The sequence below is a fragment of the Corallincola luteus genome, assembly GCF_004336975.1.
GTDB lineage: Bacteria > Pseudomonadota > Gammaproteobacteria > Enterobacterales > Neiellaceae > Corallincola > Corallincola holothuriorum.
On record NZ_SJXE01000001.1, the window covers coordinates 1,095,101 to 1,112,462 of the forward strand.

General features: G+C 49.2%; 13 protein-coding genes. 11 read left to right on the forward strand and 2 right to left on the reverse strand.

The features are described 5' to 3' along the window. Window positions 1-96: 96 nt before the first annotated feature. The 5 genes from EZV61_RS04840 to EZV61_RS04860 all read left to right on the forward strand — a co-directional run bounded on the left by EZV61_RS04840 (window position 97) and on the right by EZV61_RS04860 (window position 7,055). Window positions 97-3,021 carry a choice-of-anchor I family protein gene (locus tag EZV61_RS04840; RefSeq protein ID WP_131414506.1) on the forward strand — a complete coding sequence of 975 codons (2,925 nt, stop codon included), beginning with the start codon at window positions 97-99 and terminating at the stop codon, window positions 3,019-3,021. Between the two features lie 316 nt (window positions 3,022-3,337). Continuing rightward, window positions 3,338-4,855, forward strand: a complete 1,518-nt coding sequence (locus EZV61_RS04845; RefSeq protein ID WP_131414507.1) for a DUF6892 domain-containing protein — start codon at window positions 3,338-3,340, stop codon at window positions 4,853-4,855. Between the two features lie 164 nt (window positions 4,856-5,019). Further along, complete coding sequence (locus tag EZV61_RS04850; RefSeq protein WP_131414508.1) at window positions 5,020-5,550, forward strand: hypothetical protein; 531 nt, start codon at window positions 5,020-5,022, stop codon at window positions 5,548-5,550. A gap of 105 nt (window positions 5,551-5,655) precedes the next feature. Continuing rightward, window positions 5,656-6,255 carry an SMI1/KNR4 family protein gene (locus tag EZV61_RS04855; RefSeq protein WP_165569531.1) on the forward strand — a complete coding sequence of 200 codons (600 nt, stop codon included), beginning with the start codon at window positions 5,656-5,658 and terminating at the stop codon, window positions 6,253-6,255. A gap of 44 nt (window positions 6,256-6,299) precedes the next feature. Further along, window positions 6,300-7,055 carry a hypothetical protein gene (locus EZV61_RS04860; protein ID WP_131414510.1) on the forward strand — a complete coding sequence of 252 codons (756 nt, stop codon included), beginning with the start codon at window positions 6,300-6,302 and terminating at the stop codon, window positions 7,053-7,055. A gap of 16 nt (window positions 7,056-7,071) precedes the next feature. Here the strand turns inward: EZV61_RS04860 and EZV61_RS04865 are convergent, their stop codons facing one another. Beyond that, complete coding sequence (locus tag EZV61_RS04865; RefSeq protein WP_131414511.1) at window positions 7,072-7,473, reverse strand: hypothetical protein; 402 nt, start codon at window positions 7,471-7,473, stop codon at window positions 7,072-7,074. Window positions 7,474-7,596: 123 nt separating this feature from the next. On the opposite strand from EZV61_RS04865, the gene EZV61_RS04870 reads away from it, so the two are divergent. From EZV61_RS04870 to fghA, 6 genes are all read left to right on the forward strand, one after another. Beyond that, entirely contained in the window at window positions 7,597-9,462 is a 1,866-nt protein-coding gene (locus EZV61_RS04870) for a TIGR00341 family protein (protein ID WP_131414512.1), read from the forward strand. Window positions 9,463-10,131: 669 nt separating this feature from the next. Next, on the forward strand, window positions 10,132-11,733 hold the full coding sequence (gene aceB / locus EZV61_RS04875; RefSeq protein WP_131414715.1) for a malate synthase A: 1,602 nt from the start codon (window positions 10,132-10,134) through the stop codon (window positions 11,731-11,733). Window positions 11,734-11,794: 61 nt separating this feature from the next. Then, window positions 11,795-13,102, forward strand: coding sequence for an isocitrate lyase (gene aceA / locus EZV61_RS04880; RefSeq protein ID WP_114340053.1), 1,308 nt, complete (start codon window positions 11,795-11,797; stop codon window positions 13,100-13,102). Between the two features lie 616 nt (window positions 13,103-13,718). Beyond that, window positions 13,719-14,450 (forward strand): carbonic anhydrase, encoded by a 732-nt coding sequence (locus EZV61_RS04885; protein WP_131414513.1) that lies wholly within the window; start codon window positions 13,719-13,721, stop codon window positions 14,448-14,450. 221 nt (window positions 14,451-14,671) lie between these two features. Next, window positions 14,672-15,355 (forward strand): DUF4386 domain-containing protein, encoded by a 684-nt coding sequence (locus EZV61_RS04890; RefSeq protein WP_131414514.1) that lies wholly within the window; start codon window positions 14,672-14,674, stop codon window positions 15,353-15,355. Between the two features lie 65 nt (window positions 15,356-15,420). After that, complete coding sequence (gene fghA, locus EZV61_RS04895) at window positions 15,421-16,281, forward strand: S-formylglutathione hydrolase (protein WP_131414515.1); 861 nt, start codon at window positions 15,421-15,423, stop codon at window positions 16,279-16,281. 21 nt (window positions 16,282-16,302) lie between these two features. Here the strand turns inward: fghA and EZV61_RS04900 are convergent, their stop codons facing one another. Beyond that, window positions 16,303-17,319 (reverse strand): glutathione S-transferase family protein, encoded by a 1,017-nt coding sequence (locus EZV61_RS04900; protein ID WP_131414516.1) that lies wholly within the window; start codon window positions 17,317-17,319, stop codon window positions 16,303-16,305. Window positions 17,320-17,362 lie beyond the last annotated feature (43 nt).

The following is a 17,362-nucleotide window of genomic DNA, read 5'->3' on the forward strand; positions in this document are numbered from 1 at the left end:
GTTTTGGTAACTGTTATGTAGCTTTTACGTCACAAATGCTGATTAGGCTTCCTGCGAACCTTTCTAAATATAGTCAACAAGTTAGAGGACGCTAAGATGTACGGGCAGAAAAGGAGAGTCTGGTTACCCTTGGTAATCGGTATCGCTGGCAGTGTGATGATCAGCGGTTGCAGTGACGATGACGACGATGAGGTGGCACTTGCTACCCTGTCGCCAATGGAGTTTAGCCTCTCTATGCCGTTGGGCACTGTTCAGGCCGAAGGTGGCGTACCTTTGGCTCTGGATACGGGGTTTGGTAGCGGTGCATTTCACCATGCAGCAGATCCTGAGCAGCAGTTTTATCTTGTGACTGATCGCGGCCCTAATGTCGCGTGTGATGATGCCGAAGCGATCCTTGGTGTTGCTGCCATTTGTGGTGATGATGAGGATGGCAAGATTTTCCCTATGCCTGAATACACTCCATCTATTTTTGAAGTGTTGCTGACGACTGATGGCCCGCAACTGACCCAGATCCCGCTATTAGACAGCGATGGTAATCCCATCTCGGGTGTCGTTAACCCGCTGGAAAGCACTGAAAATGGCTACGCGCTGGACGGCACTTTGTTGGCGTTTGATCCGAACGGTGTGGATACCGAAGCGTTGGTGAAGCTGGCTGATGGTAGCTTTTGGCTGACCGAAGAGTATGGACCTAGTTTATTGCATGTGGCTACTGACGGTACGGTTTTGGAACGTGTCGTACCTGAAGGCGTTGCAGCCCAATTGACTGGGGCCACCTATCCGGTAACTGATGGCCTGCCGGCGATTTTGGCCAAGCGAAAATTAAACCGTGGTATTGAATCTCTGGCGATCAATCCGGACGAAAGTGCGCTCTATTTCATTATGCAGTCACCGCTGGCCAACCCTGACAACAGTGCCTATAGCGGTTCTAAGAATGTTCGCCTGTTCAAGTTGGCTCTGAATGCTGACGGCACATTGGGTGCCGTTCAAGGGGAGTATCTGTATACCCTGGATTCACCACAATCGTTTGCTGATCGTGCCGGTGGCGAAGGTGATTTGAAAAACAATGATTACCGCAAACAAAGCGACGTTAAAGTCAGCGAAATGATCGCTGTCGGCGATGACCAACTGGTTGTGCTGGAGCGGATCAGCAAAATTACTCACCTCTACCGCGTGGACTTGGCCGGCGCAACCAACCTGTTGGGCAGTGCTTGGGATAGTGAAGCTACATCACCAAGCCTGGAGCAGATCGTTGATCTGCAAGGCGAGGGTATAGTGCCGTTGGCGAAATCATTGGCTTTTACTAATCTGGGCAGTGCGCTGGAGCTAGCCAAAAAAGAGGAAGGCTTGGCGATGCTGGATGGCACCTACGCCATGCTGATCAATGACAATGATTTCGGTATCGCGGGGGATACTACCGACGTCGTTATTACCCCTTTCAATGACCGTTTCACTGGCATGGCGGCCGCGCACCCGGTTTTGGTACACGAGTCTCGCTACGAATCGGGCCTGTTTGACGAAGGCGCCGCAGAAATTGTGCAGTACCACGCCGCCAGTCAGCGTAGCTTTGTTGTCAACGCCGCAGACCGCAGCGTTGATGTGCTCACGGTGGGTGATGATCTGGCACTGAGCAAAGCGTTTGCGCTAACACTGCCTGCACAAACTGCGGATGGCCGAGACTTGGGAGACGCGAACAGCGTTGCCGTTTCTGGTGACTGGTTGGCAGTAGCTATTGAAGCCGATGATGGCTTTGGTAATAGTAAGCAGGGTAAAGGCGTTGTTGTGCTTTACGATATTGCGAGTGGCGAGAATGCGCTAACTGCTGATAGCACCCCTGTTGCCATGTTTGAAGCGGGTTACTTGCCTGACATGGTGACATTTAACAAAGCGGGCAACCTAGTCTTAGTGGCAAATGAAGGGGAGCCTAACAGTGCTTATGACGTTGACCCTGAAGGTTCGGTGACGCTGATCGACCTGAGCCATGGCGTCGATAATGCTGATATCACCCACCTTGGCTTTACTGACTTCAATGTGGGTGGCACTCGCCATTCCGCATTGCCTGCCGATGTACGGGTGTTTGGTCCGAACGCAACTGTGGCGCAAGATCTGGAGCCTGAATATATAGCGGTTGCCGAAGATGACACCATGGCGTTTGTGGCGCTGCAGGAAAACAACGCTGTCGCTAATATCGACCTGATCAACAAACAGGTCACTGCAATCTGGGCGCTGGGATTTAAAGACCATGGCAAGGCCTGGAATGCGATCGACATTAACGACAAAGATGATGTTATTGATATAAGCACTCATGCCAATGTGGTTGGCATGTACCAGCCTGATGCCATTGCCAGCTATAGCCTAGACGGCATGGCTTATTTGATCACGGCCAACGAAGGGGATGCCCGTGATTACGATGGTTTCAGTGAAGAAGCGCGGGGAGAAGATTTACCGCTAACGGACAGCTTTGACTTAGACGAAGTTGGCCGTATCGGCACCACCACAACACTGGGTGACGCTGATAATGACGGTGTGGTTGAAACCCTGCATATCTACGGCGCACGCAGCTTTAGTATCTGGAATAGTGCCGGCGAACGTGTGTTTGATAGCGGCAGCGAGTTCGAGCAGATCACCGCCGCACGCTTCCCTGATAACTTCAATGCCAGTGACAATAAGCACAGCTTTGAGAACCGCAGTGACAATAAAGGGCCAGAGCCGGAAGGTGTGGCGGTCGGTAAGGTCGGTGATCGCTTTTATGCCTTTATTGGTTTGGAGCGTATCGGCGGGGTGATGGTGTATGACGTCACCGTGCCTGCTGCTGCACGCTTGGTTCAGTACATTAACCCGCGAGATTTTGAGCAGGATCCATCACTGGACACTGACGATGGCGAAGTGACCAATCCGCTGGTGGGGGATTTAGCACCAGAAGGGATGGTGTTTGTTGCTGCTGCTGACAGCCCAACAGGTGCAGCCCTGCTGATTGTCGGTAACGAAGTCAGCGGCACCACGTCGTTGTATAGCTTTGATTAACTTGTTTTGATTGTTTTAACTTAGCTGAGAGAAGACAAAGCCCGGCCCCCTGGCCGGGCTTTATGTACAAGGTGTACGGCCGAAAACTGCTCCTGCGTTCTCGGCATTTCCGCCATCCTTGGCGGTCGTACACCCACAGCGCTTCGCGGGGTGAGCCTTGCCGCGAGCGCATGGAAACGCAGTGTTGAAGATTAGCTAGCTATCATGATTAGTACCCAATTATTCTCATAAAACTGAGGCAAATCGTTAAGTTAGCTTCGTTTCTGTGTTGAAATGCATCGGCGTTACGCATCACTTAAGCTATAAAGGAATATTCATGACTTTGACTCAACCCGCACGCAATGCGTTGGAAGCCATCAGTGTTGCAGGTCAAATGAACAAGAAATTGAAGGATCGAATTCATCGCGAATGGCAAGCCTGCATCGCCTGCGACCCCGCTGTACTCTCTGGGTTATTCGCTGCTGCCGTTGCGCGTTTATCAACGGTGGAGAATGAGAAACAAGCCCTTGAAACAGCGCTGTTTTTGAATTTGTTGAACAGCGATAGTTTTTTACCTGCTCGGTTTTCCAAAGAACAAAGGTCCCTCATGCTTAGCACTCACCATCACGGGTTGAGTGAAGCGATTTTCCAGCTTTTGGTCATGCAAGAATCAGAGACGAAAGGGCTTTCAAGTCAGTACTTGCAAGAATTATTAGAGCCAGCTTTGACGCTCTACTTCTACCATGGCTCGTCAAGTCATTCGCCAGAGGTATTGGCATCGGTCGCTGTGCTTTGCGTTAAGTTCTTCACCCTGTTTCCTGAATGCCATAACAACCTACTGCTTAGTCTGTTAGCGCACCATACCCAGCCGCCGCAAGCGTATGCCGATGTCTTGCTCGCGGGTGTGCGACATCATTCTGATTTTGGTGTGGCGCATGCGCTGGCGTTTGATATGTTCTCTAAATATGCAGAAAGAGACGATCCTGAGCATAAGCACGCATTAGCGACGATGAAGCTCTGTGTTCCATATGTAGGCGCTGAAGAGGGGATCGAACATCAGCATTTCTTTTCTGTGGTGTTTTGGTCGCCGCTGGGTATCAGCTTTTTAACTCAGGCGCAGCGCGTAGAAGAGAAACAGAAGCGCTTGGCATTGATTAAGTGCAAAAAGATTAAGGCAGAGTACAAAGCGGAACTGGATGAATTAACCCAGCATTTTGACGTTGTCGTGGCGCGAGAGTGGTTGCATGCGGTGAAGCGGGTTGCGGTGAGCAAGCCGACATTTAACGTGCTCTTGCTACTGGTTAAGAGCTTTCCAAGCGAAACCGATGTATTAAAGAAGTTACGTGATGATGTGGTGGCTTATCGTGACAGGCCGAAACAGTTTGCTTTACCGAAACGGCCTAAAAGTGACATCAAAGATTTTGCCCTGAAGCTCGCGGTGATTGAGCAGCTGATGTATCGGCAAAATGTCCTGTCGCCAAAATTTGATATTCACGCGTTCGCAGCAGAGTACGACAAGCGTCAGATTGATATCACGTCAGATGGCTATGAGATAATACCGGAGGCTCAGAAATACTTTCGTAATCTCACCATTTCACCCGAACAACTGGCACAGGTGACAGAGCTATATTTTGATTGCGGTCTGGGCGGTGGCGCGTCGGTGTATCAGCAAATGTGGCCATTTTGGGATCCTGGGTGCGGTGATGAAGTGATCGCTGTGACGACAAAGGCTGCAGCAGATTTACAGCAACTACCAAATCTCAAAAAAGTGGTGGGTTTGGAACACTTTTCACCTCCGGTCAGTGTATGTCGCGCGTTGGTAAAACATGGCGTTGAGCAGGTCGAAGACAATTGATACCTGCGTTGGCTGATTGAGTTATTTTAAGTCGACAGTGTTTGATCTGTTTGTTAGATTTTAGCGCCTGTTGTACTGTAAAAGCGGTTGGAAGTGCTTAGCTTTTTCTCTCATTATCAGCAAAGCACTGAACAACAAGTGACCTTCAAGGGACAGGAGGTGTGATGAATGCTCATCAATTAATATATAAGGAAGTAGTGCCAGCCACTTTTCCTCTTGAGGTGACCTTAGAGGGGCCTTGCCAAGTCTTTAAGCGGGTCAGGCATGCGATTAAACCGTTCTTCTCTGAGTATCCCATCCGTTATGATAATCGTGATGGACGCGCGGCTGCAGGCATCGATGGTCAGGTATTGGGTGGCGTCAGAGAGTGGATTGAGTTTGAGATCCCTGGAGTGGATTGTCCTCCGGAATGGTACCCCACTGACAACGTCATAGATGCCTTGGACTTACTGCAGGATACAGAACATGCCCCTCGCGCGTATTGGGCTGAAAAGGTCAGTGAGGAGGTTAAAAAGAATAAGCGCCATCTTTTAGTTGGTATACAACGCTCTCCTACATGCACTTCTCCACTCATAAGGCGATTTCAGCGCAGCAGCGCTGCTAGCTGGCCACGTGATATTCAAATATTTGAGTCTGTCGTGACCAATGCGCCAGTATGTCAATTTATACGTTATCGATACAATGTACTTCTGTAATTTACGCACACTGACGCTGTATTATTCATGCCGTTAGCGATGAGTATTTGAGAACAGTTAATCAGGGGTGAACACGGTTATTTTGAAAAATATAAAGGATCTATGATGACAACTTGGAACGACCTCACCAATAAAATCGAATCAAAATTTCCCACCTTTTTAGGCGCGCTTTCAGCGCCTACCGATACGAACGCTTTAAACGAGATCTCGGCGTTGATTGAGACATCATTACCAGAGACATTTTTAAATATTTACCGTCATAGTGACGGGGAAAAGCTGCGCGCAACCGGTTATGTGTTTGGTCTTTCGCTGTTAAGCACAGAGAAAATAGTTCATGAGCTTAAAGGCTGGCGAGACGTCATTGACCAAGGCTTGGATGGCCTCAGTGATAGCTGTACTTCCCATCAGGAAGGAAAGATTAAGTGTGAGTACGCCAATACAAAATGGCTACCTTTGTTGGGTGACTGGTCAGGTAATTTTATTGGTCTTGATTTTGATCCCGGCCCTGAGGGTAAGCAAGGGCAAGTCATCAATTTTGGCCGAGATGAAGAGCATAAATATGTGTTTGCTGATTCTTTGGATGAATTTATGGATCTACTTGATCGCTTGCTGGAAAGTGCTGAGATCACAATAGACGAAGAGGGCGGGTATGCCTATCAGGAGACGCATTTTATTGATGCGCTCAAAGAACTAGCTACGCAATAACCTGCAAGCGCCTTCATCACATTATTCGTAATGGACTTAGTTGAATGCAGAACAATGTTCAAAATTCACCGCTGAAAGCTCAACTCTCAGCGTTACAGCAACAGTTTAGTGAAGCGCTTAGTGCTGAGGTAGCGCCTGCATTTAGGAAGATCATTGCGCACTTTTCCGCGCAAAAAATCTACCATATTGGCCTCGAATTTAATGCTGGCAGTTGGTCTTACTGCCAGCCTTTTGCCTGTTGTGAGCAGGGCCTGCTTCAGGGAGTAAAGCAATGCGTAGCAGAAGAGGGCGTCAGTGATGACGAAATGAAGCGATCTATTCGCTGGGACCCTGGCAGTGTGAGTTGTTTACCCGTTGAAGAGGTTGTGCGCGATATGTTGCCGCAGCTTGAATCTAGCCTCGCTGGCATTAACGTCTTTTTGGAGAATTTAGACCCCATTTATTCGTCGCCTTTACCTGACAGTGATAGCGAGCGAGCCAGATCCCGTGAGCTTCAAGAAAGCTACTATGACGTCATTCGTGAGTTTCACAAGGTTCTGTATCAGACTGGGATAGACGCGTTATGTCATATCGCGGCATTGCCCGATATCGCTTCGTTTTTAAAAACGTCCTCATGTGTCATGAGCCTAAGTAGCTATGAGTTAGATGAGCAGCAATTTGTGGTGGATATACAACGCATTAACGGAAAGCTTGCCGCAGTCAAGGTGGAGGAGGATTTCCAAGTGAAAACGCGCGTCTTTGGTGGTGAGCCATCAGAAGAAGAGATTAAAGCGTTTATCGCGGCGCATCAGCGCACATAGTGCGCTCAATGAAGGACTACTTATTGTATCGAATCAGTTGATAACTTAGGAGTAAAAAGCAGGGAGACGCAGCCATTGCAAAGATGGCTGTGCTCCATGCATGGGGGCCGATGTCGCAGGGGTTATAGCGACAAACTAAGGCAAAGGGTTTCGCAATTGCCAATTGAGCAGACGCTATGATGGTCACGACACAACAAGCAAGTAGCACCATGCCTAAGGTACGGCTTAACCCGACGGATAATGATTGATGCGTCGTATCAGTGGGCCCAAGCTTAAATAAGAAGTAACCAAGAAAAGCCAATAAACCACCCAGTACAAGTATCAGCAGGTCGTACATGCCATTTGCCACGGCCGGATGATATTGACCGACGATGGGAGTTAAAACCAGCCAGCCAATCAGACAAATCAGATATTTCATATGGATGTGTTATTGAGTTTGTATCGCGTCATAAATGTTAAGTTAACATAACTCTGCGAAATCAATACCTTCTGTTACGCTTAGTCAATTAGCCCGATCTAGTCACAGGGAGTGTCTTCGCTCATGATGTGTTTTTTGCTCTTCGATATGGCCCAGCAAGAGGTCGTTAAAAAACAGCTTTTGCCGATGTTGGCTGAGCATGAGCTGACCCCAGTGGCGTTTAACCCCCATGAGCTCCCCAATTGGCCGGAAGACGCGCGGGTGCTTCTATACCTTTCAGACGATCAGATCTCGGAATTACTTCCCTGTGCCACTGATAAGCAGTGGCAGTTTGCCTTTCTTCCTCACCCCAACGCGGTACATGCAATTAAAGGTGGCGGCGTCAGTAGCAAGTTATTACAAGCGGTAGAGGATGGACTGAATAACAAAGCCAGGAGTGTTGATCTGCTGTTGTGCAACGGCCGGCTGGTGCTGAATTCGGTAGTGATTGGCGATGTTTTTGGGTTACGCCCAGGCGGTGCCATTGAAGGACTATGGGCTAAGTTTAAGCACCTGTTGTCGTCGGGGCGTCGATTGGGCGAACTGGTGCCAAAACGCTATGAGTTAATCACCGGCAACGATGAGAAAATAGTGACTGCAGCAATGGGGATCACCGTTGTTGAGCATGGCAAAAACTCAGTGATGGGACGTCGGTTACTGCCTGGTTCCCATATCAATGACGGTATGTTTCACGCCATCTTGCTGGCGCCAAGAAGTTTGATGGAGATGTACCGCTTTTTGTTGTCTTCCGTGTTTCATCGAAACAGTGGCTCTGTGCCGCGCAGTGTCGGCATCATTAAAACCGCCAGTTTAAGCGTGCGCTCGAACGGGGGCATGGAGTACCGGCATGATGGCTGTGAGATCTGTGCCAAGGAGCTTGTCTTCGAAAACCAAGCGAAGCGCTTGTCTCTCGTTTCTGGCCGGTTGCTGGCAATAGAGGAGGGCGCTAGCGACAGCAAGGAACAGCGCAAAATACAGCATCTGCCGTCAGGCGGGGCGATTGAACAGATGACCAAGCGGCCACTTAGCTGGATCGCTCATGCCGCCACCGATGAGTTCAAAGAGCTATACCAAGCGCTGCGAGAAAATGCCACGCCTTCCAATGTCTTTCTGACCTTGATGATCTTGTCGACACTGTTGGCCTCTGTGGGGCTGTTTGCCAATTCACCGCCGGTGATTATTGGGGCGATGATCTTGGCGCCATTGATGGGACCCATTATTTCATTGGCGATGGCAATTGCGCGGCAAGATGAGTCCTTGCTTAAGGGTAGCCTTTATACCCTGTTTACTGGTTTGGCGTTGGCATTAGGCTTTGCGGTGATCGCGACTTGGTTGATCCCGTTGCAACAAGTGACACCTGAAATATCGGCACGGCTCAGGCCGAACTTACTAGACCTGGCTGTCGCCGTGATCTCGGGTATTGCAGGGGCTTACGCCCATGCGCGAGCTGCTTTGGCTAAAAGCCTGGCCGGTGTTGCCATTGCGGTTGCGTTAGTACCGCCTTTAGCGGTTACCGGGATCGGTATCGGTTGGGGAGATACCGGTATTATGTGGGGTGCCTTTTTGCTTTTCCTGACTAACTTGTCGGGGATTGTGTTGGCCGGCGCTGTGACCTTTCTGGTATTGGGGTTTGCCCCATTTAGCCGGGCAAAGCGGGGCTTGATCCTATCGGCGTTGGCGGTTGTTCTGGTGAGTATTCCTCTTGCTCTTAGCTTCGTTCAGGTAGTCCACAAAACGAAGTTGATTAAGCAGTTAGAGGGACGGTTGATTGATGATATTCGTTTGGCAGAGGTTCGGGTAGTTTCATCAAGACCGATCACTGTGTCGGTAAAACTCGTGGCACCGAGGCCGCTGACAGCCTCTGACTATCAAAATACCAAGCGCGCTGTGGAAGCGGTGATGAAGCAGCCCGTTGTGCTCGAAGCCAGCAGCTCTTTGCGTCTGCAATAAGATAGGCAGTGGTACTGCCCTGAATGAACCATTCATCAGTGCGCTGCAAGGTGATTTAAATCACAATTTTGAGATCCAGCTGGCGTTTAAAACGAGCAAAAACGCTGTTAAAAATCGGATCTGGCAATGAGTAAGTTGGCTGGGTGGTGACTAAACAACAATTCGTCATTATTGCGCCAACTTATATCAACTTACAGCTGTAAGCTCAGAGCTACCCTCTCGTTTGAATTCGCATTAATACACCATTCTTTAATATCAGAACATGTTTGAAATTGGACTTGAAAGCTTCTGCTTAGCGGCTCTGAGTTTTTCATCTGTTTAAAAAACAATCGATTAAGGCAATTTGATCTGTTTGTTTTCTTACCTTGATAGTTACCTCGAACAATCACCTTGTGTAATTAATTTACGTAATTGGATTAATTTTCAAACGGGTGTTTGCTTTTTGATTTGGGTCAATCTATAAATAAATGCAAGACTAGAGCAAACACTCTAAACGTTTGTTTGAACTTTAATTAGTAAGGTTTAGCAGATGGTTCTGCTTCCTCGTCTAGGCAGGGGCTTTAACGGCCTTAGACAATAGTCGTATATCACTTCGGAACATTGCTAACGATAATTTCGTGGTGGTTAAGTAACAAATGATTGTTTATTGAGGGTGACCAGATGGAGTCAATGACAGCACCACCAGCCAGCCGTGAGCTACATATTCAGGGTGAAGTGACCAACGCGTATCGTGAGGTGTTAACCGTCGATGCTATGTCGCTGGTGGCCGATCTGGTGAGAAAGTTTGCTCCTGAACGTCGCGATCTACTGGCTAATCGCCAGCGTCGTCAGCAAGCATTTGATGCCGGCGCCTTGCCAGACTTCCTTGAAGAAACCAAAGATATCCGCAATTCAGATTGGCAGATCCGGGGGATCCCGGAAGACTTATTGGACCGCCGTGTGGAGATCACCGGGCCGGTTGAACGCAAGATGGTGATCAATGCGCTGAATGCTGATGTCAAAGTGTTTATGGCTGACTTTGAAGATTCACTGTCACCCACTTGGAATGCGGTTGTGCAGGGGCAAATCAACCTGCGTGATGCGGTCAATCGTAACATTGACTATATCGACCCCAACAGCGGCAAGCACTACCAGTTGAGCGACGATCCGGCGGTATTGATCTGCCGTGTGCGCGGGCTGCATTTAGATGAAAAACACGTCTTATTCCAAGGCGAGGCCATTCCTGGTGCACTATTCGATTTTGCGCTCTATTTCTTGAATAACTATCGTCAGCTTCTAAATAGTGGCAGTGGCCCCTATTTCTATATTCCCAAGCTGCAGAGTCACCATGAAGCGGCTTGGTGGAGTCGTATCTTCAGCTATGTCGAAGATCGTTACTGCCTCGAGCGCGGCACGATCAAGGCAACGCTGTTGATTGAGACCCTGCCTGCCGTGTTTGAGATGAATGAAATTTTGTACGCAATGAAAGACCATATTGTGGCGTTAAACTGTGGCCGCTGGGATTACATCTTCAGTTATATCAAAACGCTAAAAAATCATTCTGATCGCGTACTTCCTGATCGCCAGCAGGTGGGGATGGCACAACCATTCCTAAATGCCTATTCCCGTTTGTTAATCCGTACTTGTCATCGTCGCGGGGCGATGGCCATGGGCGGTATGGCGGCCTTTATTCCCAGCAAAGATGCTGAACAAAATGAAGCGGTACTGGAAAAAGTAAGGCAAGACAAAGAGCGTGAGGCCAATAACGGTCATGACGGTACTTGGATTGCACACCCTGGTTTGGCGGCTACGGCGCAAGGCATATTTAGTCGTGTGCTAGGTCAGCGCAAAAATCAACTGGATATTAGCCGTGAAGAGGACGCCGAAATTACCGCTGATGACTTGCTGCAACCTTGCGAAGGTACCCGCACTGAAGCAGGCATGCGGCTCAATATCCGTATTGCAGTGCAATATATCGAAGCGTGGATCTCCGGCAATGGCTGTGTGCCAATTTATGGTTTGATGGAAGATGCGGCCACCGCAGAGATTTGCCGAACCTCAATATGGCAATGGATCCGTCATGGTAAAGCCTTGGATAGCGGCGAGGTGGTTACCCCAGAACTGTTTACCCGTTTGTTGAGCGAAGAGATGTTGGTGTTAGCCGAAGAGCTGGGCGACATCAAATACCGCCAAGGTCGATTTGAGGAAGCAGCGGCCTTGATGGAAAAGATCACGCTGGACGAACAGCTCGTTGAATTTTTAACCCTGCCGGGTTACCGGCGACTTAATTGAGTACCCGTTAGAGGTGCCCCCTACAAGCGCAACTTATATAGGTCTGCAAGAGGACGTCAAGATGACACAAACAAGGCAAGAACAGATCCAGGCTCTGGAGAAAGATTGGGCAGAAAATCCTCGCTGGAAAGGCGTAACCCGTGGTTATACCGCTGAAGAGGTGGTGAACTTGCGTGGTTCACGCATGGTTGAATGCTCACATTCTCGCGCCGGTGCTGAAAAGCTCTGGTCACTGATCAATGGTGAAGCGCGTAATGGCTATGTGAACACCATGGGGGCACTGACAGGCGGGCAAGCTGTACAGCAAGTGAAAGCAGGTTTACAGGCGATCTACCTGTCTGGGTGGCAGGTAGCGGCAGACAACAACTTGTCTGGCACCATGTATCCGGACCAGTCTCTGTACCCAGCGAATTCCGTACCCGAAGTTGTTAGCCGTATTAATAACGCATTTACCCGTGCCGACCAGATCCAATGGGGTAAAGGTATTAATCCCGGCGACAAAGGTTATATCGACTATTTTGCGCCGATTGTTGCCGATGCCGAAGCTGGTTTTGGTGGCGTACTGAATGCGTTTGAATTGATGAAAGGTATGATCCAGGCGGGTGCTGCGGGTGTGCATTTTGAAGATCAATTAGCTTCAGTGAAAAAGTGCGGCCATATGGGCGGTAAGGTACTGGTACCAACTCAGGAAGCGGTACAAAAGCTGATTGCTGCGCGTCTGGCGACCGATGTGATGGGCGTGCCGACATTGGTGATTGCTCGTACTGATGCCGATGCTGCCGATCTGTTGACCTCGGATTGCGACCCCTATGATCGCGAGTTTGTGGTCGGTGAGCGCACCGCTGAAGGTTTTTATCGTACTCGTGCAGGTATCGATCAGGCGATTGCCCGCGGTCTGGCCTATGCTCCTTATGCTGACATGGTGTGGTGCGAAACCGCGAAGCCAGATCTGGAACAGGCGAAGAAGTTTGCAGAAGCTATCCATGCGAAGTATCCAGATCAGTTATTGGCTTATAACTGTTCACCATCGTTTAACTGGAAGAAGAATCTGGATGATGTGACCATCGCTCGGTTCCAGCGCGAGTTGGGTGCCATGGGTTACAAGTTCCAATTCATCACCTTAGCGGGCGTCCATAACATGTGGTACCACATGTTCGAATTGGCGAGCGGTTATCGTGATCGTGGTATGTCTGCTTACGTTGAACTACAGCAGCAGGAATTTGATGCAGCTGAACGTGGCTACACCTTTGTTTCTCACCAGCAGGAAGTAGGTACTGGCTACTTTGATCAAGTAACGAACACCATCCAGGGTGGCGAATCGTCGGTCACTGCACTGACCGGCTCAACTGAAGAAGCGCAGTTTAAATAGCAGTTATTTAAATCGATGCTTTTTTGGTAACAAGAGAGACCCGCTGGCAACAGCGGTTGTAAACAAGAAGTGTTGCTCCAACCTTTCCTTTGACTTCGCCCGGCTTACAGCCGGGCTTTTTTATGCTCAGGACGAGCAGTATGCCGCGGATACATGGATGTATAAGAGCGGCGATACCCACAACGCTTCGCGGGGTACGCTGTGTACAGGATGTAAGGTATGCCGCGGGCGCATGGCACCCAAAAACTTCGTGGGGTGTGCTAATGCGCAGGAGCGGCGATACCCACAACGCTTCGCGGGATTAGCTGTGCCGTTAGTGCTGTGAAAGCCCTCTCCTAGGGGAGAGGGTTGGGTGAGGGGTTTTTAGAACTTAACATCATCCGTTTCGCCCTAATTTAGCGCCTTTTTTTGTACATTTTTATGCTCCTAAAAGTACTCTTACACCGCTATGTATCTATACTTTATCGGATTTCACTGGCTGAATGATCTGGCGCAGTTTTACGTCTGTGTTTGCGGCATAGGATCCTGCGCTCTGTCGCTGTTTACCTTGGCTATCTGAATATTTACTGGGTACTTTTTTTCAGAGGTGTTTTTTTAATCATTAAGGATGAATTTTATGAATATAAAAATGTTATCAACGGGACTACTGATGCTTTCAACAGCGGCAGTTGCTGGTAGTGGTCACGAGTGGGGATATTCGGGTAGCACAGGACCGGAAAACTGGGCGCAACTTTCTGGCGACTATGCAGCTTGTGGTGGCGTTAATCAGTCACCTGTTAATCTGACTGGCTTTTTAGAAGCTGAGTTAGCGCCAATCAACTTTCAATATCAAAAAGGTGCGTATGAGATCCTGAACAATGGCCATACGGTTCAGGTTAATTATAAGCCGGGCAGCTTTATGGAAATTGAAGGGCAGCGTTTCGAGTTAAAACAGTTCCATTTCCATGCGCCGAGCGAAAACCATATTAATGGCGAATCATACCCACTGGAAGCCCACTTAGTGCACGCAGATAAAGCCGGCCACTTGGCAGTGGTAGCGGTGATGTTTACAGAGGGAAGTGATAATGAGGGGATCGTGAAGGCGTGGCAGCAACTACCGGAAACAAAGGGGCAGAAGAATACGCTGACTCATCCCATCAGTGTGAATGAACTTTTGCCGAAAGAGCGTGCTTATTATCGCTTTAATGGTTCCCTGACGACGCCTCCTTGTTCAGAAGGTGTACGTTGGTATGTCATCAAGCAGTCAATGCAAGCTTCAATGCCGCAAATTAAGGCATTTGCTGATGCTTTGGGTCACCCCAATAACCGACCTGTACAGCCGTTGAATGCTCGTCAGGTACTGCAGTAATCAGAGCTGCTTTGGTAATGAACAAGTGATGCGTCCAATATCTTGGGCGCATTTTTTGTTCCGTCTTTGTTCTCAGGTGTTACATAACAGCTGTTGCGACACATGGCTTAACAATTTCACCACATCCATTCCTTGCCTTATGGTGGCAAAGCGTTTCAATTAGAGCATTAAAATACGCGTCACTGCGCTAAATAGTCACCATCATAGACGGAGCAGAATATATGGATAGTCGACAGGGCAGATATCGTTGGATTGGTGGGTTGATTTTGGCGCAACTTATTTGCGGGATTTTAGTTAACTTCTTTCTTACTGCGCCGCTCTTTGGAACGCCTGGATTTTTAGTCAATGGCGCACAGCATTCTCAGCAAATTGGCTTCGCGGTGTTGGTTGGACTTGTCACCGGTATGTTGACACTGGCGGTGGCTATCACCTTGTATCCTTTGGCTAAACCACAATGGCCAACTCTAACGCGCTGGTTTGTTGTGTTATCTGTGATCAGTTTTACCGTATCGGTGATGGAAAATATCAGTCTGATGTCCCTTGTGTCATACAGTGAAGCCTATACCACCGCTAGCCCTGAGCAGCAGCCATTGTATGAATTGTTTAAAACCGTGGTGGCATCAACCCGTAACTGGACCCATTACATCGGCCTCATGTTGTCCGGCACAATGTTGCTCTTCCTGTATCTGCTGCTTTTTCGTTCGCGGATGATCCCAAGGCTGTTGGCAGTGTTTGGTATGTTGGCGGTGAGCGCTCAACTTGTGGCGGTTGCTATGCCTCTGTTTGGCTTAGCCATTGTTTTTGCATTGATCGCGCCTTTAGCCCTCAGTCAGCTGATGCTGGCTTTATGGATTTTGATGAAAGGGCTCACGCTGAAAGCGGCCAATCAGCCGAGTCTCTGCTAGGCTAGCAGCCAGTGATTTGTCATCAGCTACGATGGGCTGCACGGCTCACAATAAGGAACCGTTGAATGAGTTACGAAGTGATTTCTGATCTGTTGGCGATGGGTGGGCGTTATCTGCGGATACGCCACACATCGTCGACACTTCGCTGTGACATGGTGTTTGGTGTTTTTTTGCCGCCGCAAGCCAGTGATGACCATCCGGTACCTGTGCTTTACTGGTTGTCAGGCCTAACCTGCACTGATGAAAACTTCATGCAAAAAGCCGGTGCAATGCGGATGGCTGCCAAGCTTGGATTAGCCTTGGTTGTGCCTGACACCAGTCCAAGAGGGGAAGACGTTGCTGATGCCCCCGACGGTGCCTATGACCTGGGCCTTGGTGCTGGTTTCTACCTGAACGCCACAGAAGCGTCGTGGCAGAGCCATTATCAGATGTTTGATTACATCACGGAGGAGTTACCTGAGCTGGTCAAAGCGGAGTTGCCTGTGACGGATAGCTGGTCTATTTCGGGGCACTCTATGGGTGGCCATGGAGCGATGATGATCGCCTTGCGTTATCCGCAACGTTTTAAGTCTGTTTCAGCGTTTAGTCCTATCGTTAATCCGATGGCGTGCCCCTGGGGGCGCAAAGCTTTTAGTCATTATCTGGGAGACGATGAATCTACCTGGCAGCGCTATGACAGTTGCTATCTGATGGCACAGATCACTGATCCAAGTGGCTATCCGCCCTTGCTAATTGATCAGGGGGATGCCGATAACTTTCTGCTGCAGCAACTGCTGACCGAAAACCTGGATGCTCCGCTCGACAGCGCGGGTTATTCGGCTGAGGTACGAATGCAGCCAGGCTACGATCATAGTTACTTTTTTATCGCCAGTTTTATCGATGATCATCTGCACTTTCATGCTGAGCATTTGGGGCTGCTGGATTAACCCAAACAGCCCGTTTACTGGTTAATTTGGTGTGGTAGGTCTGCGGTTATGCGGCCGCAGATAATCTAGCGCTGGGCCAGTAGGAACCACCCGCGTTGGGTTGATACTGGCGTGACTGAAATAGTAGTGCTGTTTGATATGCTCGAAGTTGACGGTTTCTTTGATCCCGGGAACTTGATACAAGGCGCGCAGATAGTTAGAGAGGTTAGGGTAGTCTTCGATGCGTCTTAGATTGGTTTTGAAATGCCCCACGTAGACAGCGTCGAAGCGGATCAGTGTGGTGAATAGCCGCCAGTCGGCTTCAGTGATCTGCTCACCTGTCAGGTAGTTTTGTTTTTCTAACCGCAGCTCTACTTTGTCCAGTGCTGAAAACAGCGTATTAAACGCCTCTTCATAGGCTGGTTGGCTAGTGGCAAAACCGGCTTTGTAGACACCGTTGTTGATGGTGTCGTAGATCCAGGCGTTGGTCTGGTCGATAGCTTCCCTTAACTGCTCTGGGTACAGATCTAGCTGATTGCCAGTGATGTTATTGAACGCCGAGTTGAACATACGGATGATCTCGGCGGATTCATTGCTGACGATGGTTTGGCGCTGCTTGTCCCAAAGTACAGGGACAGTGACACGACCGTTGGCTTTTGCATCGGCCAGTTGATAGATCTGATAGAGAAACTGTTTATCGTTGACGGTATCCTGATCTGCCCCTGCAATATGATGGCCGTTAAACAGGGCATTGCCTGGCTGGTAGAACTCCCAACCGTTTTCTAACATGTGTGGCTCAACAACGGTGACTGAAATATGTGGTTCCAACCCTTTCAGCGCCCGAAATATCAATGTGCGGTGTGCCCATGGGCAGGCAAGGGAAACGTAAAGGTGATAGCGGCCGCTTTCAGCTTTAAACCCTGCATCACCCGATGATCCTGCACTGCCATCTTCCGTCACCCAGTGGCGGAACTTTGAGTTATCTCTGACAAATTTACCGTCGCTCTGTTTGGTGTCGTACCACTGGTCAACCCAGCGGCCATCTTGTAGCAATCCCATTTTCTTATCCTCGTTAACGAGTGAGTGCAGGCTGACGGAGTTG

Coding starts and splice junctions, on each gene's coding strand:
- EZV61_RS04840 (WP_131414506.1), top strand. CDS start 97: ATGTACGGGCAGAAAAGGAGAGTCTGGTTACCCTTGGTAATCGGTATC.
- EZV61_RS04845 (WP_131414507.1), top strand. CDS start 3,338: ATGACTTTGACTCAACCCGCACGCAATGCGTTGGAAGCCATCAGTGTT.
- EZV61_RS04850 (WP_131414508.1), top strand. CDS start 5,020: ATGAATGCTCATCAATTAATATATAAGGAAGTAGTGCCAGCCACTTTT.
- EZV61_RS04855 (WP_165569531.1), top strand. CDS start 5,656: ATGACAACTTGGAACGACCTCACCAATAAAATCGAATCAAAATTTCCC.
- EZV61_RS04860 (WP_131414510.1), top strand. CDS start 6,300: ATGCAGAACAATGTTCAAAATTCACCGCTGAAAGCTCAACTCTCAGCG.
- EZV61_RS04865 (WP_131414511.1), bottom strand. CDS start 7,473: ATGAAATATCTGATTTGTCTGATTGGCTGGCTGGTTTTAACTCCCATC.
- EZV61_RS04870 (WP_131414512.1), top strand. CDS start 7,597: ATGATGTGTTTTTTGCTCTTCGATATGGCCCAGCAAGAGGTCGTTAAA.
- aceB (WP_131414715.1), top strand. CDS start 10,132: ATGACAGCACCACCAGCCAGCCGTGAGCTACATATTCAGGGTGAAGTG.
- aceA (WP_114340053.1), top strand. CDS start 11,795: ATGACACAAACAAGGCAAGAACAGATCCAGGCTCTGGAGAAAGATTGG.
- EZV61_RS04885 (WP_131414513.1), top strand. CDS start 13,719: ATGAATATAAAAATGTTATCAACGGGACTACTGATGCTTTCAACAGCG.
- EZV61_RS04890 (WP_131414514.1), top strand. CDS start 14,672: ATGGATAGTCGACAGGGCAGATATCGTTGGATTGGTGGGTTGATTTTG.
- fghA (WP_131414515.1), top strand. CDS start 15,421: ATGAGTTACGAAGTGATTTCTGATCTGTTGGCGATGGGTGGGCGTTAT.
- EZV61_RS04900 (WP_131414516.1), bottom strand. CDS start 17,319: ATGGGATTGCTACAAGATGGCCGCTGGGTTGACCAGTGGTACGACACC.